The following is a 25,325-nucleotide window of genomic DNA, read 5'->3' as shown; positions in this document are numbered from 1 at the left end:
GGATATCCCCTGAGTTTGAAAGCCGGATGAGGCAAAAACAAACCGCCATTGTACCGGTCGCGCGTTCAGTTATCCACATGTGGACACGTTAGGAACCATGTCAAAACAGCCATTTATCGACCAAAACGGCTTCGTCGCACTGTGAATAAGCCCTGTGGATAACCAGCCTTAAGGGCTATGCACAACCCTGAGGCCAGGTCTGTTGATAACTCTTTTGTGGATAAACGTCATTTTCATCCACAGCTTTTGCGCATGAAGAAAACAAGCGCAGCACGGCTTGAGAACAACCTTATGAAACTCTGTACAACGCGTATTTCCTGGCCTTGATACGGTTATCCACAGAAGGTTATCCACCTAATATTTATAGATTCTTCAGAAAAGCTTTTTATATCTCTCTTCTTTTTTTCTCATGTTGTCCCCAATCCGTGTGTCCGATCAAGCACCCCGCAGTTGAGGACCAACACCCACCGTCCATCACATGCTCTATATGGAAAGGCTGGTTGGAAATTGACCTATGGGCTTGCTTTCTCTAGAATCGCCGGTCTCTTAAAAAGGGGGCCATCCCGGCCCGTCGTCGACAAACCAGGTAATACGCCATGAAACGTACTTTCCAACCAAGCACCATCAAGCGCGCGCGCACCCACGGTTTCCGTGCCCGTATGGCTACCAAGAACGGCCGCGCTGTTCTGTCGCGTCGTCGTGCCAAAGGCCGTAAGCGTCTGGCCATTTGATTTTTCGGCACAGGTGGTGAGTCAGGACTTCAGTCGGGAAAAGCGACTGCTTACACCCCGGCACTTCAAAGCGGTCTTCGACTCCCCAACCGGCAAGGTTCCAGGGAAAAACCTGCTGATCCTTGCTCGCGAGAATGGCCTCGATCACCCACGCCTGGGCCTGGTGATCGGCAAGAAGAGCGTCAAGCTCGCCGTTCAACGCAACCGCCTCAAGCGCTTGATGCGCGATTCCTTTCGTCTGAACCAGCAATTGGTTGCCGGGTTGGATATTGTGATCGTCGCGCGCAAGGGGTTGGGTGAGATAGAAAACCCGGAATTGCACCAACACTTTGGCAAACTCTGGAAACGCCTGGCGCGCAGCCGGCCAGCCCCAGCAGTGACCGCCGATTCCGCAGGGGTAGACAGCCAAGATGCGTAAACTGGCCCTCGTTCCGATCCAGTTTTACCGTTACGCCATTAGTCCTCTGATGGCCAGTCACTGTCGTTTCTTCCCCAGTTGCTCTTGTTACGCATATGAAGCCATTGAAAATCATGGCCTCTGGCGTGGCGGGTGGCTGGCCGTTCGTCGCCTGGGGCGTTGTCATCCGTGGAATGACGGCGGTTTCGACCCCGTTCCACCCGCTCCTTCCTCCCGAACTTCTTCGATAGCCGAGTAATCATGGATATTAAACGCACGATCCTGATCGCCGCGCTGGCAGTCGTGTCCTACGTCATGGTCCTGAAGTGGAACGATGACTACGGTCAGGCTGCCCTGCCGACTCAGAATACTGCTGCCAGCACTGTTGCTCCGGGCTTGCCCGATGGCGTGCCCGCCGGTAACAACGGTGCCAGCGCCGATGTACCGAGCGCGAACGCCGAATCGAGCCCTGCCGAACTGGCACCGGTCGCACTCAGCAAGGATTTGATCCGGGTCAAGACCGATGTCCTGGAACTGGCTATCGATCCGGTCGGTGGTGACATCGTCCAGTTGAACTTGCCGAAGTACCCACGTCGTCAAGATCACCCGAACATTCCATTCCAACTGTTCGACAACGGTGGCGAGCGTGTTTACCTGGCACAAAGCGGCCTGACCGGTGCCAACGGCCCGGATGCCCGCGCCGCTGGTCGCCCGCTGTACGCCGCTGACCAGAAGGCATTCCAGCTGGCCGACGGCCAGGACCAACTGGTGGTTGACCTGAAGTTCAGCGACAACGGCGTCAACTACATCAAGCGCTTCAGCCTCAAGCGCGGTGAGTACGACCTGACCGTCAGCTACCTGATCGACAACCAGAGCGGCCAGGCCTGGAGCGGCAACATGTTTGCCCAGCTCAAGCGTGACGCCAGCGGTGACCCTTCGTCGAGCACTGCCACCGGCACTGCCACCTACCTGGGTGCGGCCCTGTGGACAGCTTCCGAGCCTTACAAAAAGGTCTCGATGAAGGACATCGACAAAGGTAGTTTGAAAGAAAATGTGTCCGGTGGCTGGGTAGCCTGGCTGCAACACTACTTCGTGACCGCGTGGATTCCGGCCAAGTCGGACAACAATGTTGTTCAGACTCGCAAAGACAGCCAAGGCAACTACATCATTGGCTACACCGGCCCGGCTATCAGCGTGCCAGCTGGCGGCAAGGTCGAAACCAGCGCCATGCTGTATGCCGGCCCGAAGATCCAGTCTAAGCTGAAAGAGTTGTCCCCAGGCCTTGAACTGACCGTCGATTACGGCTTCCTGTGGTTCATCGCCCAGCCGATCTTCTGGCTGCTGCAACATATCCACAGCCTGCTTGGTAACTGGGGTTGGTCGATCATCGTGCTGACCATGCTGATCAAAGGCCTGTTCTTCCCGCTGTCGGCAGCCAGCTACCGTTCGATGGCGCGCATGCGTGCCGTTGCGCCGAAGCTTGCCGCGCTGAAGGAACGCTTCGGTGACGATCGCCAGAAGATGTCCCAGGCGATGATGGAGCTGTACAAGAAAGAGAAGATCAACCCGCTGGGTGGCTGCTTGCCGATCCTGGTGCAGATGCCGGTGTTCCTGGCCCTGTACTGGGTACTGCTGGAAAGCGTAGAAATGCGCCAGGCCCCGTGGATGCTGTGGATTACCGACCTGTCGATCAAGGATCCGTTCTTCATCCTGCCGATCATCATGGGCGCCACCATGTTCATCCAGCAACGCCTGAACCCAACGCCGCCGGATCCGATGCAGGCCAAGGTGATGAAAATGATGCCAATCATCTTCACCTTCTTCTTCCTGTGGTTCCCAGCTGGCCTGGTGCTGTACTGGGTTGTGAACAACTGCCTGTCGATTTCGCAGCAGTGGTACATCACCCGCCGCATCGAAGCAGCGACCAAAAAAGCTGCTGCTTGACGGGCTACTGAGCTAGCCTGTGAATAAAAAACGCCCCCTCGTGGGGCGTTTTTGCTATCTGTCGTTTTTGTCGTAGAGGCTTTCGAGCATGAATACTGTGCGTGAAACCATCGCCGCCATCGCTACCGCCCAGGGCCGCGGCGGTGTGGGTATTGTCAGGTTGTCGGGCCCTTTGGCTGCCAAGGCTGGCCAGTTGATCACCGGCCGGACGCTTACCCCGCGCCATGCCCATTACGGCCCATTTCGCGACGATGAAGGGCTAGTGCTGGACGAGGGCATTGCGCTGTTCTTCCCTGGGCCGAATTCGTTTACCGGCGAGGATGTGCTCGAGCTGCAGGGCCACGGCGGCCCAGTGGTCCTGGATATGCTGCTGCAGCGCTGTGTACAAGTGGGCTGCCGCCTGGCCCGCCCAGGCGAATTCAGCGAACGCGCATTCCTTAACGACAAGCTCGACCTGGCCCAGGCCGAAGCCATTGCCGACCTGATCGAAGCCAGCTCCAGCCAGGCGGCACGCAACGCCCTGCGTTCGCTGCAGGGGGAATTTTCCAAGCGCGTGCAATTCCTCACCGAGGCGTTGATAGCCTTACGCATCTATGTTGAGGCGGCGATCGACTTCCCTGAGGAAGAAATCGACTTTCTGGCGGATGGCCACGTGCTGTCCATGCTCGATACGGTACGTGATGAATTGTCCAAAGTGCAGCGCGAAGCAGGCCAGGGTGCTTTGCTGCGCGACGGTATGACGGTGGTCATTGCTGGCCGGCCGAATGCCGGCAAGTCGAGTTTGCTCAATCAGCTGGCCGGGCGGGAGGCGGCTATCGTCACCGATATCGCCGGTACCACCCGGGACATCCTGCGCGAACATATCCATATCGACGGCATGCCGCTACATGTGGTGGATACCGCCGGTTTGCGCGATACCGATGACCATGTGGAAAAGATCGGCGTGGAACGCGCCCTGAAGGCCATTGGCGAGGCTGATCGGGTATTGCTGGTGGTCGACTCAACCGCGCCTGAGGCCAGCGACCCGTTCGCCCTGTGGCCAGAGTTTCTCGACCAGCGGCCGGACCCGGCCAAAGTTACGCTGATTCGCAACAAGGCCGACCTGAGCGGCGAGCGGGTAGGGTTGGAACAATGTGACGACGGCCATGTCACGATCACCCTCAGCGCCAAAGGCGACGACACAGGGCTACAACTGCTGCGCGACCACCTGAAGGCCTGCATGGGTTATGAACAGACGGCGGAAAGTGGTTTTAGCGCCCGTAGGCGCCATCTTGATGCCTTGCGCCAGGCCAGTGGGCACCTTGAGCACGGCCGTGCACAACTGACCCTGGCCGGCGCGGGTGAGTTGTTGGCAGAAGACTTGCGTCAGGCGCAGCACGCCCTGGGTGAGATTACCGGGGCATTCAGCTCGGACGACCTGCTGGGGCGAATTTTCTCCAGCTTCTGCATCGGCAAGTAATCCACAGCCAGGCAAGGCCACGGGCCGCACCTTCGGGAGCGGCTTTTTTTTTGCCTGAAATTTATGCATTTGCCCGTGTGCAGGCGCATATTTTTTATGCACAGACCCCCATCCGCTCTCAGGAGCCCTGTGGAAAACTCGCCTTCAGCCCCGTTGATAAGCAGGCATTTTTTCTGAGGACAAATCCGCCTGTGGGTAAATAGCTGTTTAATCCACAGGCTAAATCGGGTTATCCATAGCCCTTATGGGCGTTAAGCCACAGGGTTTCATTTTGCTGTACATCACGTAAATAAAGGGCTCTATAACGTTATCCACAGATAGTCGTGTGCATAAGAATAAACATAAAAACAAAGCTTTTATAAATTTCTCTTCTTTGATTTCTGTTGTCTGCCACTCATCCACAGCCTGGTCAAAATTTGCTCAGACGGTTTCTTTAAAGGGGGTGAAGTCCCTATACTTGTCCGCTTACCTTCTCTATTCGCAAAAACAGGCACGAGGTGCGTGGTGGATTTCCCTTCCCGTTTTGAAGTGATCGTCATCGGCGGCGGCCATGCCGGTACCGAGGCTGCGCTTGCGTCTGCACGCATGGGGGTGAAAACCCTGCTGCTGACCCATAACGTGGAAACCCTCGGTCACATGAGCTGCAACCCCGCCATCGGCGGTATTGGCAAAAGCCATCTGGTCAAAGAGATCGATGCCCTCGGTGGCGCCATGGCGCTGGCCACCGACAAGAGCGGCATCCAGTTCCGCGTTCTGAACAACCGCAAGGGCCCGGCCGTACGCGCCACCCGTGCGCAGGCCGACCGCGCCATCTACAAGGCAGTAGTGCGTGAAATCCTGGAAAACCAGCCGAACCTGTGGATATTCCAGCAGTCCTGCGACGACCTGATCGTCGAGCAGGACCAGGTCAAAGGCGTGGTGACCCAAATGGGCCTGCGTTTCTTCGCCGAGTCGGTGGTGCTGACCACCGGTACCTTCCTCGGCGGCCTTATCCACATTGGTCTGCAGAACCATTCCGGCGGCCGTGCCGGCGATCCACCTTCGATCGCCCTGGCCCACCGCATGCGGGAACTGCCGCTGCGCGTCGGCCGCCTGAAAACCGGGACCCCGCCACGCATTGACGGCCGCTCGGTGGACTTCTCGGTAATGACCGAGCAGCCAGGCGATACGCCGATCCCGGTCATGTCGTTCATGGGCAATGCCGAAATGCACCCACGCCAGGTGAGCTGCTGGATTACCCACACCAATGCGCGCACCCACGAGATCATTGCTTCGAACCTCGACCGTTCGCCGATGTACTCGGGCGTGATCGAAGGTGTCGGCCCGCGTTACTGCCCGTCGATCGAAGACAAGATTCACCGCTTCGCCGACAAGGAAAGCCACCAGGTGTTCATCGAGCCGGAAGGCTTGACCACCCATGAGCTTTACCCCAACGGTATTTCCACTTCGCTGCCGTTCGACGTGCAGCTGGAGCTGGTGCGTTCGATCCGCGGCATGGAAAACGCCCACATCGTGCGCCCTGGCTATGCCATCGAGTACGACTACTTCGACCCGCGCGACCTCAAGTACAGCCTTGAAACCAAAGTCATCGGCGGGCTGTTCTTCGCCGGCCAGATCAACGGCACTACCGGTTACGAAGAAGCCGGCGCCCAAGGCCTGCTGGCCGGGACCAACGCCGCACTGCGGGCACAGGGCCGTGACAGCTGGTGCCCGCGCCGCGATGAGGCATACATCGGCGTGCTGGTCGACGACCTGATCACCCTGGGTACCCAGGAGCCGTACCGCATGTTCACCTCACGTGCCGAGTACCGCCTGATACTGCGTGAAGACAACGCCGACCTGCGCCTGACCGAGAAGGGCCGCGAACTTGGCCTGATCGACGACGCGCGCTGGGCTGCCTTCTGCACTAAGCGCGAAGGCATCGAGCGTGAAGAGCAGCGCCTGAAATCGACCTGGGTGCGCCCGAACACCGAGCAAGGCCAGGCGGTTGTGGATAAGTTCGGTACCCCGCTAAGCCACGAGTACAGCCTGCTTAACCTGCTGGCGCGGCCAGAAATCGACTATGCCGGGCTGATCGAAGCGACCGGCGGCGGCGCGATTGATCCACAGGTCGCCGAGCAAGTTGAGATTCGGACCAAATACGCCGGTTACATCGACCGCCAGCAGGACGAGATCGCTCGCTTGCGCGCCAGCGAGGACACCCGCCTACCTGTGGATATCGACTACACGACCATTTCCGGGCTGTCCAAGGAAATTCAGGGCAAACTGGGCCAGACCCGCCCGGAAACCCTGGGCCAGGCTTCGCGTATCCCAGGTGTTACCCCGGCGGCGATTTCCCTGTTGCTGATTCACTTGAAAAAACGCGGCGCTGGCCGCGAATTGGAGCAAAGCGCTTGAGTGCCCTGGTCACCCCGCAACACGCTGAAGAGTTGTCCACAGGTGCGCGCCAGCTTGGTGTCGAGCTGAGCGCCGAGCATCACGAAAAGCTGCTCGGCTACCTCGCCCTGTTGATCAAATGGAACAAAGCCTACAACCTCACTGCCGTGCGCGACCCCGACGAGATGGTGTCGCGCCATCTGCTCGACAGCCTCAGCATCATGTCGTTTATCCACAGCGAGCGTGATAATTGGCTGGATGTCGGCAGCGGTGGTGGGATGCCCGGTATCCCGTTGGCGATCCTGCATCCGCACAAGCGCGTGACGGTGCTGGACGCCAACGGCAAGAAGACCCGCTTCCTGACCCAGGTGAAAATGGAGCTCAAGCTGGACAACCTTACGGTTATCCACAGCCGGGTCGAGGCCTTCCTGCCAGCACAACCGTTCAACGGAATCATCTCCCGCGCTTTCAGCAGCATGGAGAATTTCACCAACTGGACCCGCCACTTGGGCGACACCGGGACGCAATGGCTTGCAATGAAGGGGCTGCATCCTGCCGATGAACTGGTAGCATTGCCCGCAGACTTCACAGTGGAAAGCGAGCAGGCCCTGACCGTTCCGGGTTGCCAGGGCCAGCGCCATCTGCTGATACTGCGCCGCAAGGCATGACTGGGAACACGCGCATCAATGGCTAAGGTATTCGCAATCGCGAACCAGAAAGGTGGTGTGGGCAAGACCACCACCTGTATCAATCTCGCCGCCTCGCTGGCCGCGACCAAGCGTCGTGTGCTGCTGATCGACCTCGATCCGCAAGGCAACGCCACCATGGGCAGCGGTGTGGACAAACACGAGCTCGAGCATTCGGTCTACGACCTGCTGATCGGGGAATGCGACCTGGCCCAGGCCATGCATTACTCCGAACACGGTGGTTTCCAGTTGCTGCCGGCCAACCGTGACCTGACCGCCGCCGAAGTGGTGCTGCTGGAAATGCAGGTCAAGGAGAGCCGTCTGCGCAACGCCCTGGCGCCGATCCGCGAGAACTACGACTTCATCCTCATCGACTGCCCACCGTCGCTGTCGATGCTGACGCTCAACGCCCTGGTTGCCTCCGATGGCGTGATCATCCCGATGCAGTGCGAGTACTACGCACTGGAAGGTCTCAGCGACCTTGTGGATAACATCAAGCGCATCGCCGCCCGGTTGAACCCGGAGCTGAAAATCGAGGGCTTGCTGCGGACCATGTACGACCCGCGCCTGAGCTTGAACAACGATGTCTCGGCGCAGCTGAAGGAACACTTCGGCCCGCAGTTGTACGACACCGTCATTCCGCGCAACATTCGCCTGGCCGAGGCCCCCAGTTTCGGTATGCCGGCCCTGGCCTACGACAAGCAATCGCGCGGCGCGCTGGCTTATCTGGCCCTGGCTGGGGAACTGGTACGCCGTCAACGCCGTCAATCACGCACTGCACAAACAACTTAAGGAATCCGTATGGCCGTCAAGAAACGGGGTCTCGGACGTGGGTTGGATGCACTGCTCAGTGGTCCTTCCGTCAGCGCGCTCGAAGAGCAGGCCGTGAAGATCGACCAGAAAGAACTGCAACACCTGCCGGTCGAGCTGATCCAGCGTGGCAAGTACCAGCCGCGCCGGGACATGGACCCCGAGGCGTTGGAAGAACTCGCGCACTCGATTCGCACCCATGGCGTGATGCAGCCGATTGTGGTGCGCCCGATCGGCGACAACCGCTACGAGATCATCGCGGGTGAGCGCCGTTGGCGTGCCACCCAGCAGGCCGGCCTGGACACGGTCCCGGCGATGGTCCGCGAAGTGCCCGACGAAGCTGCCATTGCCATGGCGCTGATCGAAAACATTCAGCGCGAAGACCTCAACCCGCTGGAAGAGGCCCTGGCGCTGCAGCGCTTGCAGCAGGAGTTCGAGCTTACCCAGCAACAGGTGGCCGATGCCGTGGGCAAGTCGCGGGTAACCGTGGCCAACCTGCTGCGCCTGATCACCCTGCCCGAAGCGATCAAGACCATGCTCGCCCATGGCGATCTGGAGATGGGCCATGCCCGCGCATTGCTCGGTTTGGAAGAGAACCGTCAGGAGGAGGGGGCGCGTCATGTTGTCGCACGTGGCCTCACCGTGCGCCAGACTGAGGCACTGGTCCGTCAGTGGCTCAGCGACAAGCCTGATCCGGTCGAACCGAGCAAACCTGATCCGGATATCGCACGCCTTGAACAGCGGCTCGCAGAGCGCCTGGGCTCGGCTGTACAGATCCGTCATGGCAACAAGGGCAAAGGCCAATTGGTTATTCGCTACAACTCGCTTGACGAGTTGCAGGGCGTGCTTGCTCACATCCGCTGAAACAATTCCTGTTGTAGCGAGCAGTCGGAAATCACTACCGAAGAGTTGAATAGGGGTTAATCCACCCCTATACTCTGCGCGCATTTTGTCGGCACAAATTATGCCAAGTCATTGCTGACTTGTTGGTCGACTTCCGAGGAGCAGTTGTGATGGAAATACGCACGCCAAACCGCCTGCCTTTCCATCGCTGGGCGGTTTTTCCGGTACTGCTGACTCAATTTGTTGTAGTGCTGTTGGCAACGTTGGTGTTGTGGCAGTGGAAAGGGGCGGTCAGTGGATATTCAGGTCTCTGCGGAGGTTTGATTGCCTGGCTACCCAATGTGTACTTCGCCTGGAAGGCATTTCGCTTTAGCGGGGCCCGGGCAGCGCAAGCCATCGTCAAGTCGTTCTACGCTGGCGAGGCAGGCAAAATGATTTTGACGGCAGTGTTGTTTGCACTGACCTTCGCAGGAGTGAAGCCATTGGCGCCGTTAGCAGTATTCGGCGTCTTCCTGCTGACCCTCATGGTCAGCTGGTTCGCGCCACTGCTAATGAATAAAAGACTTTCGAGACCTTAGGGCGTTTGAGGCAACCATGGCAGCAGAAACCGCTTCGGGCTATATCCAGCACCACTTGCAGAACCTGACCTACGGTCAACTACCAGACGGCAGCTGGGGCTTTGCCCATTCGGCTGCAGAAGCCAAAGCAATGGGCTTCTGGGCGTTCCACCTGGACACCCTGGGCTGGTCCGTTGCGCTGGGTCTGATCTTCCTGTTCATCTTCCGCATGGCGGCGAAGAAGGCGACCTCCGGCCAACCTGGCGGTCTGCAGAACTTTGTCGAAGTGATGGTCGATTTCGTCAACGGCAGCGTGAAGGACTCCTTCCACGGCCGTAGCCCGGTCATTGCACCGCTGGCGCTGACCATTTTCGTCTGGGTATTCCTGATGAACGCCGTCGACTTGGTACCAGTCGACTGGATTCCTCAGCTGGCCATCCTGATTTCCGGTGATCCGCACATTCCGTTCCGCGCCGTGTCGACCACCGACCCGAACGCGACCCTGGCCATGGCCTTCTGCGTGTTCGCCCTGATCATCTTCTACAGCATCAAGGTCAAGGGCCTGGGTGGCTTCCTCGGTGAGCTGACCCTGCACCCGTTCGGCAGCAAGAACATCTTCGTGCAGATCCTGCTGATCCCGGTGAACTTCCTGTTGGAATTCGTCACCCTGATCGCCAAGCCGATCTCGCTGGCACTGCGTCTTTTCGGCAACATGTACGCCGGCGAGCTGGTGTTCATCCTGATCGCCGTAATGTTCGGCTCCGGCCTGCTCTGGCTGAGCGGCCTGGGTGTGGTGCTGCAATGGGCGTGGGCTGTGTTCCACATCCTGATCATCACTCTGCAAGCTTTCATCTTCATGATGCTGACCATCGTCTACCTGTCGATGGCCCACGAAGATAACCATTAAGACCGCCTGGCGTGTCTGATAGCCTTCCTCGCCTGTTCGGGGGGAGGGCTTAAAAAGTCCGCAAGGGCATGCTGTACAAAACGATTTGTTTTACCGCTTCAACTTAAAAACCTAACCAATACGACGTAAAAGTCGGGAGGAAAGATGGAAACTGTAGTTGGTCTGACCGCTATCGCTGTTGCTCTGCTGATCGGCCTGGGTGCTCTGGGTACCGCCATTGGTTTCGGCCTGCTGGGCGGCAAATTCCTGGAAGGCGCTGCTCGTCAACCAGAAATGGTTCCGATGCTGCAGGTTAAAATGTTCATCGTTGCCGGTCTGCTCGACGCCGTAACCATGATCGGTGTTGGTATCGCTCTGTTCTTCACCTTCGCGAATCCGTTCGTTGGTCAAATCGCCGGCTAATCACTCGTTAACCACGAGTCGATAGCTGTGATGAACCAAAGACCGAGCGAGGTGTTGGCGTGAATATTAATGCAACCCTGATTGGCCAATCCGTTGCCTTCCTGATTTTTGTACTCTTCTGCATGAAGTACGTATGGCCTCCGGTCATCACTGCTCTGCAAGAGCGCCAAAAGAAGATTGCCGACGGCTTGGACGCTGCCAACCGCGCAGCTCGCGACCTGGAGCTGGCCCAAGAGAAAGTGGGTCAGCAACTGCGTGAAGCTAAAGCACAGGCAGCCGAAATCATTGAGCAAAGCAAGAAACGCGCTGCTCAGCTTGTCGAGGAAGCCCGTGACCAGGCCCGCGTCGAAGCTGACCGTGTGAAGGCTCAGGCTCTGGCCGAGATCGAACAGGAACTGAACAGCGCTAAAGACGCCCTGCGTGCCCAAGTGGGTGCCCTGGCTGTTGGCGGTGCTGAAAAGATCCTTGGCGCCACAATCGATCAAAACGCGCATGCGGAGCTGGTTAACAAACTGGCCGCTGAAATTTAAGCGAGGGCGATCATGGCAGAACTGACCACGTTGGCCCGACCTTACGCTAAGGCTGCCTTTGAGCATGCCCAGGCCCATCAGCAACTGGCCAATTGGTCAGCCATGCTCGGCCTGGCTGCTGCGGTGTCGCAAGACGACACCATGCAGCGCCTGCTCAAGGCCCCGCGACTGACGAGCGCAGAAAAGGCCGCCACGTTCATTGACGTGTGCGGTGACAAGTTCAATGCACAGGCACAGAATTTCATTCATGTTGCCGCGGAAAACGACCGTCTCCTGCTTCTGCCGGAGATTGCCGCGCTGTTCGACCTGTACAAGGCCGAGCAAGAAAAATCCGTGGACGTGGAAGTCACCAGTGCCTTCGCGTTGAACCAAGAACAGCAAGACAAACTCGCCAAGGTTCTCAGTGCACGGTTAGGCCAGGAAGTGCGCCTGCACGCGTCGGAGGATGCCAGCCTGATTGGCGGCGTCGTCATCCGCGCTGGTGACCTGGTAATCGATGGCTCTGTTCGCGGCAAAATCGCGAAACTGGCCGAAGCATTGAAATCTTGAGTTTGAAGGGGCAGCAGAGCAATGCAGCAACTCAATCCTTCCGAAATTAGTGAAATCATCAAGGGCCGCATCGATAATCTCGATGTGAGCTCCCAAGCCCGTAACGAAGGTACCGTTGTTTCGGTATCCGACGGTATCGTGCGGATCCACGGTCTGGCCGACGTCATGTACGGCGAAATGATCGAGTTCCCTGGCGGCGTCTACGGCATGGCCCTGAACCTGGAGCAAGACTCCGTAGGTGCAGTGATCCTGGGTGCCTATGACACCCTCGCCGAAGGCATGAGCGCCAAGTGCACCGGCCGCATCCTGGAAGTTCCGGTTGGTAAGGAACTGCTGGGCCGCGTCGTTGACGCACTGGGCAACCCGATCGACGGTAAAGGTCCTCTGGGCAACACCGAGACCGACGCGGTCGAAAAAGTTGCACCAGGCGTGATCTGGCGTAAGTCTGTAGACCAGCCTGTACAGACTGGCTACAAGTCCGTCGACGCCATGATCCCTGTCGGCCGTGGTCAGCGTGAGCTGATCATCGGTGACCGTCAGATCGGCAAGACCGCCATGGCCATCGACGCCATCATCAACCAGAAAGACTCCGGTATTTTCTGTGTTTATGTTGCTGTCGGCCAGAAGCGTTCCACCGTTGCCAACATCGTTCGCAAGCTGGAAGAAAACGGCGCCCTGGCCAACACCATCGTGGTCGTTGCCAGTGCTTCGGAATCCGCCGCGCTGCAGTTCCTGGCTCCCTACGCCGGCTGCACCATGGGTGAGTTCTTCCGTGACCGCGGTGAAGACGCCCTGATCGTTTACGATGACCTGTCCAAGCAGGCCGTTGCCTACCGTCAGATCTCCCTGCTGCTGCGCCGTCCACCAGGACGCGAAGCTTACCCAGGTGACGTGTTCTATCTCCACTCCCGTCTGCTGGAGCGTGCATCGCGCGTTTCGGAAGAGTACGTCGAGAAGTTCACCAACGGCGCAGTCACTGGCAAGACCGGTTCCCTGACCGCCCTGCCGATCATCGAAACCCAGGCTGGCGACGTTTCCGCGTTCGTTCCGACCAACGTGATTTCCATCACCGACGGTCAGATCTTCCTGGAATCGGCCATGTTCAACTCGGGCATCCGCCCTGCAGTGAACGCCGGTGTTTCGGTATCCCGCGTAGGTGGTGCCGCTCAGACCAAGATCATCAAGAAACTGTCCGGTGGTATCCGTACCGCTCTGGCTCAGTACCGTGAACTGGCTGCATTCGCCCAGTTCGCTTCCGATCTGGACGAAGCGACCCGCAAGCAGCTGGAGCATGGTCAGCGCGTAACCGAGCTGATGAAGCAGAAGCAGTACGCGCCAATGTCCATCGCGGACATGGCCCTGTCGCTGTACGCCGCTGAGCGTGGTTTCCTGACTGACGTGGAAGTCTCCAAGGTCGGTAGCTTCGAGCAAGCGCTGATCGCCTACTTCAACCGTGATCACGCCCAATTGCTGGCGAAGATCAACGTGAAGGGTGACTTCAACGACGAAATCGACGCTGGCCTGAAAGCCGGTATCGAGAAGTTCAAGGCCACCCAGACCTGGTAAGCCGCAGCGGGGGCCCCTGGCCCCCGCTTGCTAACCTGATAGGTGATACATGGCAGGCGCAAAAGAGATTCGCAGTAAGATTGCGAGCATCAAAAGCACGCAAAAAATTACCAGCGCCATGGAGAAAGTGGCGGTCAGCAAGATGCGCAGGGCACAAATGCGCATGGCTGCTAGCCGTCCTTACGCGGAGCGTATCCGCCAGGTGATCGGTCATCTGGCCAACGCCAACCCGGAATACCGCCACCCGTTTATGATCGAGCGCCCTGTAAAGCGCGCCGGTTATATCGTGGTAAGCAGTGACCGTGGTCTGTGCGGTGGCTTGAACACCAACCTGTTCAAGGCCCTGGTCAAGGACATGAACGCAAACCGCGAACAGGGCGTGGAAATCGACCTGTGCGTGATCGGTACAAAAGGTGCGACTTTCTTCCGCATCTTCGGCGGCAACGTCGTAGCCGCGATCAGCCACTTGGGCGAAGAGCCGTCGATCAATGACTTGATCGGCTCCGTCAAAGTGATGCTGGACGCCTACCTGGACGGCCGTATCGATCGCCTTTCGGTGGTTTCGAACAAGTTCATCAACACCATGACCCAACAACCGACGGTCGAGCAATTGGTACCGTTGGTGGCAACCCCGGATCAGGAACTCAAGCACCACTGGGACTACCTGTACGAACCCGACGCAAAAGAGCTGCTGGACGGCTTGATGGTGCGTTACGTGGAGTCGCAGGTGTACCAGGCGGTGGTCGAGAACAACGCTGCTGAACAAGCGGCCCGGATGATCGCCATGAAGAACGCCACAGACAACGCCGGTGATTTGATCAAAGAGCTGCAGTTGATCTACAACAAGGCGCGTCAGGCTGCGATCACCCAGGAGATCTCGGAAATCGTCGGCGGCGCTGCCGCGGTTTAACGGTTCAAAAATTCAGAGGATCCAGCTATGAGTAGCGGACGTATCGTTCAAATCATCGGCGCCGTCATCGACGTGGAATTCCCACGTGACGTCGTGCCGAGTGTTTACAACGCGCTGAAAGTACAAGGCGCGGAAACCACCCTGGAAGTTCAGCAGCAGCTGGGCGACGGCGTGGTTCGTACCATTGCGATGGGCTCGACCGAAGGCCTGAAGCGCGGTCTGGATGTCGTCGACACCGGCGCTGCCATTTCCGTTCCTGTTGGTAAGGCCACTCTCGGCCGTATCATGGACGTACTGGGCAACCCAATCGACGAAGCCGGCCCGATCGGCGAAGAAGAGCGTCGCGGTATCCACCAGCCAGCGCCTTCGTTCGCTGACCAGGCAGGCGGCAACGAGCTGCTGGAAACCGGCATCAAGGTTATCGACCTGGTTTGCCCGTTCGCCAAGGGTGGTAAAGTTGGTCTGTTCGGTGGTGCCGGTGTAGGCAAGACCGTTAACATGATGGAACTGATCCGTAACATCGCCATGGAACACAGCGGTTACTCCGTGTTCGCTGGTGTGGGTGAGCGTACTCGTGAGGGTAACGACTTCTACCACGAGATGAAGGACTCCAACGTTCTCGACAAAGTAGCGCTGGTCTACGGTCAGATGAACGAGCCACCAGGAAACCGTCTGCGCGTAGCGCTGACCGGCCTGACCATGGCTGAGAAGTTCCGTGACGAAGGTAACGACGTTCTGCTGTTCGTCGACAACATCTATCGTTACACCCTGGCCGGTACCGAAGTATCCGCACTGCTGGGCCGTATGCCTTCGGCAGTAGGTTACCAGCCGACCCTGGCTGAAGAGATGGGCGTTCTGCAAGAGCGCATCACCTCCACCAAGGAAGGTTCGATCACTTCCGTCCAGGCCGTATACGTACCTGCGGACGACTTGACCGACCCATCGCCGGCGACCACCTTCGCCCACTTGGACGCCACCGTCGTTCTGTCCCGTGACATCGCCTCCCTGGGTATCTACCCGGCGGTTGACCCACTGGACTCGACTTCGCGCCAGCTGGACCCGAACGTGATTGGCACCGAGCACTACGAGACTGCTCGTGGCGTTCAGTATGTTCTGCAGCGCTACAAAGAGCTGAAGGACATCATCGCGATCCTGGGTATGGACGAACTGTCTGAAAGCGACAAGCAACTGGTAGCCCGTGCTCGTAAGATCCAGCGCTTCCTGTCGCAGCCGTTCTTCGTGGCCGAAGTCTTCACCGGTTCGCCAGGCAAGTACGTTTCCCTGAAAGACACCATCGCTGGCTTCAGCGGCATCCTCAAAGGTGACTACGACCACCTGCCAGAACAAGCGTTCTACATGGTCGGCAGCATCGACGAAGCGATCGAGAAAGCCAAGAAACTGTAATCCCGGCGCCCCGCAAGGGGCGCTAATCAGGTTGAGGCAAGCAGATGGCTATGACAGTCCATTGCGATATCGTCAGCGCGGAAGGGGAAATCTTCTCCGGCCTGGTCGAGATGGTAGTAGCGCACGGCAACTTGGGCGATCTGGGTATCGCTCCAGGCCACGCGCCGCTGATCACCAATCTCAAGCCAGGTCCGATCACGCTGACCAAGCAGGGCGGCGAACGCGAGGTGTTCTACATCTCCGGTGGCTTCCTGGAAGTGCAGCCGAACATGGTCAAGGTCCTCGCCGACACCGTGCAGCGTGCAGCCGACCTGGACGAAGCCTCCGCTCAGGATGCCGTCAAGGCAGCTGAGAAGGCCCTGCATGAGAAAGGCGCGGATTTCGACTACAGTGCCGCATCCGCACGTCTGGCCGAGGCCGCAGCCCAGCTGCGTACCGTCCAGCAGATCCGCAAGAAGTTCGGCGGTTAACCCCGCAGGCATCATGCAGATTGAGAAGAAGGGTAGCCATCGGCTACCCTTTTTCTTTTTGTAACCCACAAAACCGGTCATTCCACTGACCGCCCAGGATTGGTAGCCAGTAATGTCACTCGATATCGTTATTCTCGCCGCTGGCCAAGGTACCCGCATGCGCTCGGCGCTGCCCAAGGTGCTGCACCCGGTAGCCGGCAACTCCATGCTCGGCCATGTTATCCACAGCGCGCGCCAGCTGCAGCCACAAGGTATTCACGTGGTCATCGGCCATGGTGCTGAGCTGGTACGCGAGCGCCTGGCCGCTGACGACCTGAACTTCGTCATGCAGGACAAGCAACTGGGTACCGGCCATGCGGTTGCCCAGGCACTGCCTGCCTTGACCGCCGAAACTGTGCTGGTGCTATACGGCGATGTGCCGTTGATCGAAGTCGAAACCCTGCAGCGCCTGCTGGCTAAAGCCAACGACCAGCAGCTGGGCCTGCTGACGGTTACCCTCGACGACCCGACTGGCTACGGCCGCATCGTGCGGGACGAGCAGGGCAAGGTGACTGCCATTGTTGAGCACAAGGACGCCAACGACACGCAGAAAGCGATCAAGGAAGGCAACACTGGCATTTTGGCCCTACCTGCTGCGCGCCTGGCTGACTGGATGGGCCGCCTGTCGAACAACAACGCCCAGGGCGAGTATTACCTGACCGACGTCATCGCCATGGCGGTGGCTGATGGCCTGGTTGTAGCCACCGAGCAGCCTCACGACCCAATGGAAGTACAAGGCGCCAACGACCGTCGCCAATTATCCGAGTTGGAGCGCCACTACCAGCTGCGTGAAGGCCGCCGCCTGATGGCCCAAGGCGTCACCCTGCGTGACCCTGCGCGCTTCGATGTACGCGGTGAAGTGACCGTTGGTCGTGACGTGCTGATCGATATCAACGTGATTCTCGAAGGCAAGGTGGTCATCGAGGACGATGTGCAGATCGGCCCTAACTGTGTGATCAAGAACACCACCCTGCGCAAAGGTGCGGTGGTCAAGGCCAACAGCCACCTCGAAGGTGCGGTGATGGGTGAGGGCAGCGATGCCGGCCCGTTCGCGCGCTTGCGCCCGGGCAGCGTACTGGACGCCAAGGCCCATGTAGGTAACTTCGTCGAACTGAAAAACACCCACCTGGGTGAAGGCGCCAAGGCTGGTCACCTGGCCTATCTGGGCGATGCCGAAATTGGTGCGCGCACCAACATTGGCGCAGGCACCATCACCTGCAACTATGATGGCGCCAACAAGTTCAAGACCGTAATGGGCGAGGACGTGTTCATCGGTTCGAACAACTCGCTGGTGGCGCCAGTGGAAATCAAGTCGGGTGCGACCACCGCTGCGGGCTCGACCATTACCCAAACCGTTGAGGTTGGCGAACTGGCAGTGGCCCGTGCGCGACAGCGCAACATTTCTGGCTGGAAGCGACCGGAGAAGATCAAGAAGAGCTGAGTTATACACAGCTGTTTCGATCGAAAGCCGACTTATGTGAGTAAGTCGGCTTTTTTTGTGAGGACAGATGCTCGTTTGCAACCACACTCCATTGCAATTAGTAAGGGCTGACGCAGTCCGGTGGGGTGGGATTACAGGGAAGAGGAGTCGCGAAGTTTTATCCACAGCTTGACGAATGCTTCATCTTAGGTTTTGATTGCAATCAATATCTTTCGAATCGAAACTTAAGCGCTCATGTCGAAACGAAACACCCCGCAGCGGCGACACAATATTCTGGCTTTGCTCAGCGAGCAGGGCGAGGTGAGTGTGGACGCTTTGGCAAAGCGTTTCGCAACGTCGGAAGTCACCATCCGCAAGGACCTCGCCGCCCTGGAAACCAATGGCCTGCTGCTGCGCCGTTACGGTGGCGCAGTGCCGGTCCCGCAAGAGCTGCTCGGTGAACCCGCCCAGCCGGTGTCTTCCTACAAGAAGGCCATCGCCCGCGCTGCCGTGGAACGTATTCGCGAACATGCGCGCATCATCATCGACAGCGGCAGCACCACCGCAGCCATGATCCCCGAACTGGGGCGCCAGCCGGGCCTGGTGGTGATGACCAATTCGCTGAATGTGGCGCGTGCCATCTGCGACCTCGAACACGAGCCGGTGCTGTTGATGACCGGCGGCACTTGGGACCCGCACTCGGAATCGTTCCAGGGCCAGGTCGCTGAGCAGGTACTGCGCTCTTACGATTTCGACCAGCTGTTCATCGGTGCCGACGGCATCGACCTCGGCCGCGGTACTACCACGTTCAACGAGTTGCTCGGGTTGAGCCGGGTCATGGCTGAAGTCGCTCGTGAAGTGATCGTGATGGTCGAATCGGACAAGGTAGGGCGCAAGATCCCGAATCTCGAGCTGCCTTGGGGCAACGTTCATACCCTTATTACAGATGAACGCCTGCCCGCAGCGGCACGCGAACAAATTCAAGCCCGCGGCATCAACCTGATCTGCGCCGCGATCAGCCAGGAGCAATAAACCATGTGTGGAATCGTAGGTGCCGTCGCCGAGCGCAATATCACAGCCATCTTGATTGAAGGGCTAAAGCGCCTTGAGTACCGCGGGTACGACAGCGCCGGCCTGGCTGTCCTCACCCAGAACGGTGAGCTGCAGCGCCGGCGCCGTATCGGTAAGGTCAGTGAGCTGGAAGCTGCTGTTGCCGCCGAGCCACTGGCTGGCCAGCTGGGCATCGCCCACACCCGTTGGGCTACCCACGGCGCGCCGACCGAAGGCAACGCCCACCCGCACTTCTCGAGCCATGAACTGGCTGTGGTGCATAACGGCATCATCGAGAACCACGAAGAGCTGCGTGAAGAGCTGAAGAGCCTTGGCTACGTCTTCACTTCGCAAACCGATACCGAAGTTATCGTCCACCTGATCCACCACACCCTGAAGACCATTCCAGACCTGGCCGATGCCCTGAAGGCCGCCGTGAAGCGCCTGCACGGTGCCTACGGCCTGGCGCTGGTCAGCGCCAAACAGCCTGACCGCCTGGTGGCGGCACGCAGCGGTAGCCCGCTGGTCATCGGTTTGGGCCTGGGCGAGAATTTCCTGGCGTCCGACCAGTTGGCCTTGCGCCAAGTCACCGACCGCTTCATGTACTTGGAAGAAGGTGACATTGCCGAAATCTGCCGTGACCAGGTCGCCATCTGGGACCAGGACGGTCACAAGGTCCAGCGCGAAACCGTGCAGTATCACGAAGGCGCCGAAGCCGCAGACAAAGGTACTTATCGCCACTTCATGCTCAAGGAAATCCATGAGCAGCCAACCGTTGTACAACGCACCCTGGAAGGCCGCCTGGGCAAGGACAATGTGTTGGTCCAAGCGTTTGGCCCGCAGGCTGCCGAGCTGTTCGGCAAGGTGCGCAATGTGCAGATCGTTGCCTGCGGCACCAGCTACCACGCCGGTATGGTTGCCCGTTACTGGCTGGAAAGCCTGGCTGGCATCCCGTGCCAAGTGGAGGTGGCCAGTGAGTTCCGTTACCGCAAAGTGGTGGTGCAGCCAGACACGCTGTTCGTTTCCATCTCGCAGTCCGGCGAAACCGCCGACACCCTGGCTGCGCTGCGCAACGCTAAGGAGCTGGGCTTCCTCGGCAGCCTGGCGATCTGCAACGTGGGCATTAGCTCGCTGGTGCGTGAATCGGACCTCACCCTGCTGACCCTGGCCGGCCCAGAAATCGGCGTGGCTTCGACCAAAGCCTTCACCACCCAATTGGTTTCGCTGATGCTGCTGACTCTGGCCCTGGGCCAGGTGCGCGGTACTCTGGAAGCTGGTGTTGAAGCCGAGCTGGTTGAAGAGCTGCGCCGCCTGCCGGCCCGCCTGGGCGAAGCCCTGGCCATGGACGCTACTGTCGAGAAAATCGCCGAGCTGTTCGCCGACAAGCACCACACCCTGTTCCTGGGCCGCGGTGCACAGTACCCAGTCGCGATGGAGGGTGCGCTCAAGCTTAAGGAAATCTCTTACATCCACGCTGAAGCTTACCCAGCCGGCGAACTGAAGCATGGCCCGCTGGCGCTGGTGGACAACGACATGCCAGTGGTGACCGTTGCGCCTAACAACGAACTGCTGGAGAAGCTGAAGTCCAACCTGCAGGAAGTGCGTGCCCGTGGGGGTGAACTGGTAGTGTTCGCTGATGAGCAGGCCGGCATGACCAATGGCGAAGGTACTCACGTGATCAATGTGCCGCACATTGCCGACGCCTTGGCGCCGATCCTGTACACCATCCCGCTGCAGTTGCTGTCGTACTACGTGGCTGTGCTCAAGGGCACCGACGTGGACCAGCCGCGTAACCTGGCGAAGTCGGTTACGGTCGAGTAGGGCAGAAGCCTGGGGATGCTTTGCACCCCGTCACGATACAAGGCCGCTGCTACAGGGATGTTCCTGTAGCAGCGGCCTTTTCGCGTTAGTGCTGCATCGCTCCGCTCGCTCTTGCGAATCAGATTTGCATCGCCATCCCGTCCACATTCAACGCTGCCTGGCGCAAGGCCTCGGAGCGCGTCGGGTGGGGGTGGCAGGTGAGGGCGATATCTTCCGCCGAGGCCGAGAATTCCATGGCCACGCAGAACTCACCAATCATCTCGCTGACACTTGGGCCCACCAGGTGCACACCCAACACCTCATCGGTTTCGGCATCGGCGAGGACCTTGGCGAAGCCTTCGGTCTCGTGGTTGATCTTGGCGCGGCTGTTGGCGGTGAAGGGGAACTTACCCACTTTATAGGCACGCCCTTCGGCTTTGAGTTGCTCTTCGGTCTTGCCCACGGTAGCCAGCTCGGGGCGCGTATAGATCACACCTGGGATGAGGTTGTAGTTGACCTCGTGGGGCTTGCCGGCGATGCGTTCGATGCAGGCCACCGCTTCGTCTTCGGCTTTGTGCGCCAGCATGGGGCCGGAAGTGACATCGCCAATTACCCAGATGCCCGGTACTGAAGTGCGGTGATGGTTGTTGCCAAGCATGCCGCGCTTGTCGGTTTCCAGGCCCACGCTTTCCAGGTTGAGGCCCTGGGTATAGGGGCGTCGGCCGATTGCAACCAGTACATAGTCGGCCTGCAACGTTTCTGCGGTACCGCCTGCGGCCGGTTCCACGGTCAGGCTCACGCCATCGGCACTGGCGGTGGCCTGGGTGACCTTGCTGCCCAGCTTGAACACCATGCCTTGCTTGGCCAATGCTTTTTGCAGGGTCTTGGCGGTTTCGATGTCAGTGCCTGGGCAGATGCGGTCAAGGTATTCGATGATCGTGACCTGGCTACCCAGACGACGCCATACCGAGCCCAGCTCTAGCCCAATCACACCGGCACCGATCACTACCAGGTGCTTGGGCACCTGTGGCAGGGACAACGCACCGGTCGAGTCGATGATGCGCTGGTTGTCGATGGTCACGCCTGGCAGTGGCGTGGGCTCCGAGCCGGTTGCAATGACGATGTCCTTGGCCTGCAATACGGTTTCGCCGCCGTCCTCAGCCTTGACCACAACCTTACCCACGCCGTCCAAGCGGCCCCAGCCCTTAATCCAGTCGACCTTGTTCTTGCGGAACAGGTACTCGATGCCCTTGGTAAGGCCAGTCACACTCTCGTCTTTCTGTTTCATCATCTGGGCGAGGTTGAGGGTAGGTTTTACCTCGATACCGAGGTGGGCGAACTCGTCACCACTGGCGGCTTCGTACAGCTCAGAGGCATGCAGCAGTGCTTTGGAAGGCATGCAGCCTACGTTCAAGCAGGTGCCGCCCAGGGTCGAGCGGCCTTCCACGCAGGCTACGCTCAGGCCCAGCTGGCCCGCTCGAATGGCTGCGTTGTAGCCGCCAGGACCACCGCCAATGATCACCACGTCATAGGATTTCATGGGTTCAACTCCAGGATGAGGAAGCGCGAGAGGGGCATAAGGTTAAGCTCAGACGCTAGAATTGTATACAATCTACTGCATAGATAAGATCAGTTGGTTCTAGACCATGGTCGCGTTTAGAGGAAACCTCTCTCGAATGAACTACTCTGATCCGGCAACGCTCGAAATATCAGGCGTTGTGGCCAAATATGGATAGGAGGGTCGTTCATGCTTGCGCAACTTCCACCGGCACTGCAGAGCCTGCATCTCCCACTTCGGCTGAAACTGTGGGATGGCAACCAGTTCGATCTGGGGCCTTCCCCGCAAGTGACTATCCTGGTCAAGGAGCCCCAGCTGATCAGCCAGCTGACCCACCCCAGCCTGGAACAGCTGGGCACTGCATTTGTGGAAGGCAAGCTGGAGCTGGAAGGGGATATGGGTGAAGCCATCCGCGTCTGCGACGAACTCAGCGAAGCGCTTGTGACCGCCGAGGACGACACTCCGCCGCAACGGCATGCCCATGACAAAAGCACCGATGCCGAAGCCATTTCCTACCACTATGACGTTTCCAACGCGTTCTACCAGCTATGGCTGGATCAGGACATGGCCTATTCGTGTGCCTATTTCCGCGAAGCGGATAACACGCTAGATCAGGCCCAGCAGGATAAATTCGATCACCTCTGCCGCAAGCTACGCCTGGACAACGGTGACTACTTGCTCGACGTCGGTTGTGGCTGGGGCGGGTTGGCACGTTTCGCCGCTCGCGAATATGGCGCCAAGGTGTTCGGCATTACCTTGAGTAAGGAGCAACTCAAACTTGGCCGCCAGCGTGTCAAGGCGGAGGGCTTGGCCGCCAAGGTTGACCTGCAGATTCTCGACTACCGTGACCTGCCTCAGGATGGCCGTTTCGACAAGGTTGTGAGCGTTGGCATGTTCGAACATGTCGGGCATGCCAACCTGGCGCTGTATTGCCAGAAGCTGTTCGGCGCCGTGAGGGAAGGGGGCCTGGTGATGAACCACGGTATCACTGCCAAGCATGTCGATGGGCGACCGGTGGGGCGGGGTGCCGGCGAGTTCATCGACCGCTACGTGTTCCCGCACGGTGAGCTGCCGCACTTGTCGATGATCAGTGCCAGCATCTGTGAAGCGGGACTGGAGGTGGTGGACGTGGAAAGCCTGCGCCTGCACTACGCCAAAACCCTGCACCACTGGAGCGAGAACCTGGAGAACCAGTTGCACAAGGCGGCTACGCTGGTGCCCGAAAAAACCCTGCGCATTTGGCGCCTTTACCTGGCCGGGTGTGCCTATGCCTTCCAAAAGGGCTGGATCAACCTGCATCAGATACTGGCAGTGAAGCCCTATGCCGATGGGCACCATAACCTGCCCTGGACACGCGAAGACCTGTACCGCTGAAGAGGCAAACCCTGTGGGCGCGGGTGAACCCGCTCCCGCAGGGGGGCCTCCTTAAGCTGTACGCGGTGCCTTCAGAGAATCGGCGAAATCAGCCGCGCAATCCGCATCCCCAACTGCTGCAGCCGATGAGTATCGCGGCTGTCTTCCGCAGTGATTTCCCGCGCCTGTTCAAAGTCATGCAGCAGCATGCTCTCAACCTGGTCGGCGAAGCCGCGGTCGACCGTTAGTAAGGTAATTTCGAAGTTCAGACGGAACGAGCGGTTGTCCAGGTTGGCACTGCCGATCGCGCTGACATCGTTATCTACCAGCACCACCTTCTGATGCAGAAAGCCTGGCTGGTAGCGGAACATGCGCACACCCGCACGTACCGCTTCGAAGGCAAACAGGCTGGAAGCAGCATAAACGATGCGATGGTCAGGGCGTGACGGGATCAGTACCCGCACATCCACCCCGCGCAATACTGCCAGGCGCAACGCGGCAAATACCGCTTCATCGGGGATAAAGTACGGGCTGGTGATCCACACCCGGCGGGTAGCCGAATGGATTGCCTCAAGGAAGAACAGCGAGCAGGTTTCCTGCGGGTCGGCCGGGCCGCTGGCCAGGGCTTGGCACAGCACGCCGTTATCTGGGTAGGTGTCCGGCAAAATAAGCGGCGGGAGTTGGCGCGCGGCCCAGTACCAATCCTCGGCAAATGACTCCTGCAGGCAGGCCAGTACCGGCCCGCTGATCTGCACATGGGTGTCGCGCCACGGTGATAGCTGCGGATGCGCACCGAGGTACTCATCGCCCACGTTGTGCCCGCCGATAAAACCGAGCAGGCCATCCACCACCACAATCTTGCGGTGGTTACGGAAGTTCACCTGGAAGCGGTTGAACCAGCCACGCCGCGTGGCGAAGGCATGGATCTGCACACCACCGTCGCGCAGCACCTGGCTGTAGCTTGCCGGTAAGGCATGGCTGCCGACGCGGTCGTACAGCACGAAAACCTGCACCCCTTCGGCGGCTTTGCGTAAAAGCAACTGCTGCAACGCTTTGCCCAGGCCGTCGTCATGGATGATGAAAAACTGCACCAGCACCACGTCGTGGGCGTTTTCGATAGCGGTGAAGATTGCGTCGAATGTTGCCTTGCCATCGATCAGCAGCTTCACTTGGTTGTTTGCCAGGCATGGCATGCGCCCGAGCTTGGGCATGGCGCGCAAGGCCGCGTAGCTTTCCGACTCGCGGGCGGTGAGTGCTTCTTCTACCCAAGGACGCCAGTTTAGGTTGGCCATGGCCACGTGCATTTCCTGATTGGCCTGGCGCCGGGCCTTGATGTAGGCATAGAACGAGCGGGCACCGAAGACAAGGTAAGGGATCAACGTGAGGTAGGGAATGAAGAATAGCGGCATGGCCCAAGCGATTGCGCCTTGGGCAGTGCGCACGGTGAACAGTGCATGCAGAGCGGCGACGATACCCAACAGGTGAACCAGGCCGAGTAGGTAACCGAAGAAGTAGGGGCTGTGGTAATCCATATGCATCCTGCTTGGCGAGTACACTGAAGTAA

At 59.0% G+C, this 25,325-nt stretch carries 24 protein-coding genes; 22 read left to right on the top strand and 2 right to left on the bottom strand.

Annotation, left to right across the window (positions count from 1 at the left end):
* The first annotated feature begins 596 nt into the window (after positions 1-596).
* From rpmH to glmS, 21 genes are all read left to right on the top strand, one after another.
* Positions 597-731, top strand: coding sequence for a 50S ribosomal protein L34 (gene rpmH / locus DV532_RS25180; protein WP_003253163.1), 135 nt, complete (start codon positions 597-599; stop codon positions 729-731).
* Positions 732-744: 13 nt separating this feature from the next.
* A complete protein-coding gene (gene rnpA, locus DV532_RS25175) occupies positions 745-1,149 on the top strand; it encodes a ribonuclease P protein component (protein WP_056793856.1) in 405 nt (134 codons plus the stop codon).
* Entirely contained in the window at positions 1,142-1,387 is a 246-nt protein-coding gene (yidD, locus tag DV532_RS25170; protein WP_075046823.1) for a membrane protein insertion efficiency factor YidD, read from the top strand. The genes rnpA and yidD overlap by 8 nt, the downstream gene beginning before the upstream one ends.
* Positions 1,388-1,389: 2 nt before the next feature.
* Positions 1,390-3,072: a membrane protein insertase YidC gene (gene yidC / locus DV532_RS25165; RefSeq protein ID WP_056793858.1), complete on the top strand. Its 1,683-nt coding sequence runs from the start codon at positions 1,390-1,392 to the stop codon at positions 3,070-3,072.
* Positions 3,073-3,160: 88 nt separating this feature from the next.
* Positions 3,161-4,531: a tRNA uridine-5-carboxymethylaminomethyl(34) synthesis GTPase MnmE gene (gene mnmE / locus DV532_RS25160; protein WP_056793860.1), complete on the top strand. Its 1,371-nt coding sequence runs from the start codon at positions 3,161-3,163 to the stop codon at positions 4,529-4,531.
* Positions 4,532-5,035: 504 nt separating this feature from the next.
* Positions 5,036-6,928 carry a tRNA uridine-5-carboxymethylaminomethyl(34) synthesis enzyme MnmG gene (mnmG, locus tag DV532_RS25155; protein ID WP_056796585.1) on the top strand — a complete coding sequence of 631 codons (1,893 nt, stop codon included), beginning with the start codon at positions 5,036-5,038 and terminating at the stop codon, positions 6,926-6,928.
* The gene (gene rsmG, locus DV532_RS25150; RefSeq protein WP_056793861.1) at positions 6,925-7,575 is read left to right on the top strand and encodes a 16S rRNA (guanine(527)-N(7))-methyltransferase RsmG; all 651 of its coding nucleotides are present in this window, start codon (positions 6,925-6,927) and stop codon (positions 7,573-7,575) included. Before mnmG ends, rsmG begins: the two co-directional genes overlap by 4 nt.
* An 18-nt stretch (positions 7,576-7,593) precedes the next feature.
* The gene (locus DV532_RS25145; RefSeq protein ID WP_016489914.1) at positions 7,594-8,385 is read left to right on the top strand and encodes a ParA family protein; all 792 of its coding nucleotides are present in this window, start codon (positions 7,594-7,596) and stop codon (positions 8,383-8,385) included.
* 9 nt (positions 8,386-8,394) lie between these two features.
* Complete coding sequence (locus tag DV532_RS25140) at positions 8,395-9,267, top strand: ParB/RepB/Spo0J family partition protein (RefSeq protein WP_056793863.1); 873 nt, start codon at positions 8,395-8,397, stop codon at positions 9,265-9,267.
* 149 nt (positions 9,268-9,416) lie between these two features.
* Positions 9,417-9,824 (top strand): F0F1 ATP synthase subunit I, encoded by a 408-nt coding sequence (locus DV532_RS25135; protein ID WP_056793865.1) that lies wholly within the window; start codon positions 9,417-9,419, stop codon positions 9,822-9,824.
* A gap of 16 nt (positions 9,825-9,840) precedes the next feature.
* Positions 9,841-10,710 carry a F0F1 ATP synthase subunit A gene (gene atpB, locus DV532_RS25130; RefSeq protein ID WP_056793867.1) on the top strand — a complete coding sequence of 290 codons (870 nt, stop codon included), beginning with the start codon at positions 9,841-9,843 and terminating at the stop codon, positions 10,708-10,710.
* A gap of 144 nt (positions 10,711-10,854) precedes the next feature.
* Positions 10,855-11,112, top strand: coding sequence for a F0F1 ATP synthase subunit C (gene atpE / locus DV532_RS25125; RefSeq protein ID WP_003097235.1), 258 nt, complete (start codon positions 10,855-10,857; stop codon positions 11,110-11,112).
* 59 nt (positions 11,113-11,171) lie between these two features.
* Positions 11,172-11,642, top strand: a complete 471-nt coding sequence (locus DV532_RS25120; RefSeq protein WP_027917106.1) for a F0F1 ATP synthase subunit B — start codon at positions 11,172-11,174, stop codon at positions 11,640-11,642.
* A gap of 12 nt (positions 11,643-11,654) precedes the next feature.
* Positions 11,655-12,191, top strand: a complete 537-nt coding sequence (locus DV532_RS25115) for a F0F1 ATP synthase subunit delta (RefSeq protein ID WP_003253191.1) — start codon at positions 11,655-11,657, stop codon at positions 12,189-12,191.
* Positions 12,192-12,212: 21 nt separating this feature from the next.
* Positions 12,213-13,757 carry a F0F1 ATP synthase subunit alpha gene (gene atpA / locus DV532_RS25110; protein ID WP_056793870.1) on the top strand — a complete coding sequence of 515 codons (1,545 nt, stop codon included), beginning with the start codon at positions 12,213-12,215 and terminating at the stop codon, positions 13,755-13,757.
* Between the two features lie 49 nt (positions 13,758-13,806).
* A complete protein-coding gene (gene atpG, locus DV532_RS25105) occupies positions 13,807-14,667 on the top strand; it encodes a F0F1 ATP synthase subunit gamma (RefSeq protein ID WP_056793872.1) in 861 nt (286 codons plus the stop codon).
* A 27-nt stretch (positions 14,668-14,694) separates the two neighbouring features.
* On the top strand, positions 14,695-16,071 hold the full coding sequence (gene atpD, locus DV532_RS25100; RefSeq protein WP_056793873.1) for a F0F1 ATP synthase subunit beta: 1,377 nt from the start codon (positions 14,695-14,697) through the stop codon (positions 16,069-16,071).
* A gap of 44 nt (positions 16,072-16,115) precedes the next feature.
* Positions 16,116-16,541, top strand: a complete 426-nt coding sequence (locus DV532_RS25095; RefSeq protein ID WP_023383131.1) for a F0F1 ATP synthase subunit epsilon — start codon at positions 16,116-16,118, stop codon at positions 16,539-16,541.
* Positions 16,542-16,653: 112 nt separating this feature from the next.
* Positions 16,654-18,021, top strand: coding sequence for a bifunctional UDP-N-acetylglucosamine diphosphorylase/glucosamine-1-phosphate N-acetyltransferase GlmU (glmU, locus tag DV532_RS25090; protein WP_056793876.1), 1,368 nt, complete (start codon positions 16,654-16,656; stop codon positions 18,019-18,021).
* Between the two features lie 234 nt (positions 18,022-18,255).
* The gene (locus DV532_RS25085) at positions 18,256-19,032 is read left to right on the top strand and encodes a DeoR/GlpR family DNA-binding transcription regulator (RefSeq protein WP_056793878.1); all 777 of its coding nucleotides are present in this window, start codon (positions 18,256-18,258) and stop codon (positions 19,030-19,032) included.
* 3 nt (positions 19,033-19,035) lie between these two features.
* The gene (gene glmS / locus DV532_RS25080; protein WP_056793881.1) at positions 19,036-20,871 is read left to right on the top strand and encodes a glutamine--fructose-6-phosphate transaminase (isomerizing); all 1,836 of its coding nucleotides are present in this window, start codon (positions 19,036-19,038) and stop codon (positions 20,869-20,871) included.
* A gap of 118 nt (positions 20,872-20,989) precedes the next feature.
* On the opposite strand, the gene lpdA is transcribed toward glmS, so the two are convergent.
* A complete protein-coding gene (lpdA, locus tag DV532_RS25075) occupies positions 20,990-22,390 on the bottom strand; it encodes a dihydrolipoyl dehydrogenase (RefSeq protein ID WP_056793883.1) in 1,401 nt (466 codons plus the stop codon).
* Positions 22,391-22,597: 207 nt separating this feature from the next.
* Here lpdA and cfaB point away from each other — a divergent pair, with 207 nt between their 5' ends.
* Positions 22,598-23,782: a C17 cyclopropane fatty acid synthase CfaB gene (cfaB, locus tag DV532_RS25070; RefSeq protein ID WP_056793884.1), complete on the top strand. Its 1,185-nt coding sequence runs from the start codon at positions 22,598-22,600 to the stop codon at positions 23,780-23,782.
* A gap of 71 nt (positions 23,783-23,853) precedes the next feature.
* On the opposite strand, the gene cls is transcribed toward cfaB, so the two are convergent.
* Entirely contained in the window at positions 23,854-25,293 is a 1,440-nt protein-coding gene (cls, locus tag DV532_RS25065) for a cardiolipin synthase (protein ID WP_056793885.1), read from the bottom strand.
* Positions 25,294-25,325: the final 32 nt, after the last annotated feature.

Origin of the sequence: Pseudomonas sp. Leaf58 (assembly GCF_003627215.1) — a bacterium.
In the GTDB taxonomy this organism is placed as follows: Bacteria; Pseudomonadota; Gammaproteobacteria; order Pseudomonadales; family Pseudomonadaceae; genus Aquipseudomonas.
The sequence above is the reverse complement of the archived record's forward strand: the minus strand, read 5'-3'. Positions and strand labels throughout refer to the sequence as shown.

What these genes read in the sequence shown, in the direction of transcription:
- rpmH (WP_003253163.1), top strand. Translation starts at nt 597, where the DNA reads ATGAAACGTACTTTCCAACCAAGCACCATCAAGCGCGCGCGCACCCAC.
- yidD (WP_075046823.1), top strand. Translation starts at nt 1,142, where the DNA reads ATGCGTAAACTGGCCCTCGTTCCGATCCAGTTTTACCGTTACGCCATT.
- yidC (WP_056793858.1), top strand. Translation starts at nt 1,390, where the DNA reads ATGGATATTAAACGCACGATCCTGATCGCCGCGCTGGCAGTCGTGTCC.
- mnmE (WP_056793860.1), top strand. Translation starts at nt 3,161, where the DNA reads ATGAATACTGTGCGTGAAACCATCGCCGCCATCGCTACCGCCCAGGGC.
- DV532_RS25145 (WP_016489914.1), top strand. Translation starts at nt 7,594, where the DNA reads ATGGCTAAGGTATTCGCAATCGCGAACCAGAAAGGTGGTGTGGGCAAG.
- DV532_RS25140 (WP_056793863.1), top strand. Translation starts at nt 8,395, where the DNA reads ATGGCCGTCAAGAAACGGGGTCTCGGACGTGGGTTGGATGCACTGCTC.
- DV532_RS25135 (WP_056793865.1), top strand. Translation starts at nt 9,417, where the DNA reads ATGGAAATACGCACGCCAAACCGCCTGCCTTTCCATCGCTGGGCGGTT.
- atpB (WP_056793867.1), top strand. Translation starts at nt 9,841, where the DNA reads ATGGCAGCAGAAACCGCTTCGGGCTATATCCAGCACCACTTGCAGAAC.
- atpE (WP_003097235.1), top strand. Translation starts at nt 10,855, where the DNA reads ATGGAAACTGTAGTTGGTCTGACCGCTATCGCTGTTGCTCTGCTGATC.
- DV532_RS25115 (WP_003253191.1), top strand. Translation starts at nt 11,655, where the DNA reads ATGGCAGAACTGACCACGTTGGCCCGACCTTACGCTAAGGCTGCCTTT.
- atpA (WP_056793870.1), top strand. Translation starts at nt 12,213, where the DNA reads ATGCAGCAACTCAATCCTTCCGAAATTAGTGAAATCATCAAGGGCCGC.
- atpG (WP_056793872.1), top strand. Translation starts at nt 13,807, where the DNA reads ATGGCAGGCGCAAAAGAGATTCGCAGTAAGATTGCGAGCATCAAAAGC.
- atpD (WP_056793873.1), top strand. Translation starts at nt 14,695, where the DNA reads ATGAGTAGCGGACGTATCGTTCAAATCATCGGCGCCGTCATCGACGTG.
- DV532_RS25095 (WP_023383131.1), top strand. Translation starts at nt 16,116, where the DNA reads ATGGCTATGACAGTCCATTGCGATATCGTCAGCGCGGAAGGGGAAATC.
- glmU (WP_056793876.1), top strand. Translation starts at nt 16,654, where the DNA reads ATGTCACTCGATATCGTTATTCTCGCCGCTGGCCAAGGTACCCGCATG.
- DV532_RS25085 (WP_056793878.1), top strand. Translation starts at nt 18,256, where the DNA reads ATGTCGAAACGAAACACCCCGCAGCGGCGACACAATATTCTGGCTTTG.
- glmS (WP_056793881.1), top strand. Translation starts at nt 19,036, where the DNA reads ATGTGTGGAATCGTAGGTGCCGTCGCCGAGCGCAATATCACAGCCATC.
- lpdA (WP_056793883.1), bottom strand. Translation starts at nt 22,390, where the DNA reads ATGAAATCCTATGACGTGGTGATCATTGGCGGTGGTCCTGGCGGCTAC.
- cfaB (WP_056793884.1), top strand. Translation starts at nt 22,598, where the DNA reads ATGCTTGCGCAACTTCCACCGGCACTGCAGAGCCTGCATCTCCCACTT.
- cls (WP_056793885.1), bottom strand. Translation starts at nt 25,293, where the DNA reads ATGGATTACCACAGCCCCTACTTCTTCGGTTACCTACTCGGCCTGGTT.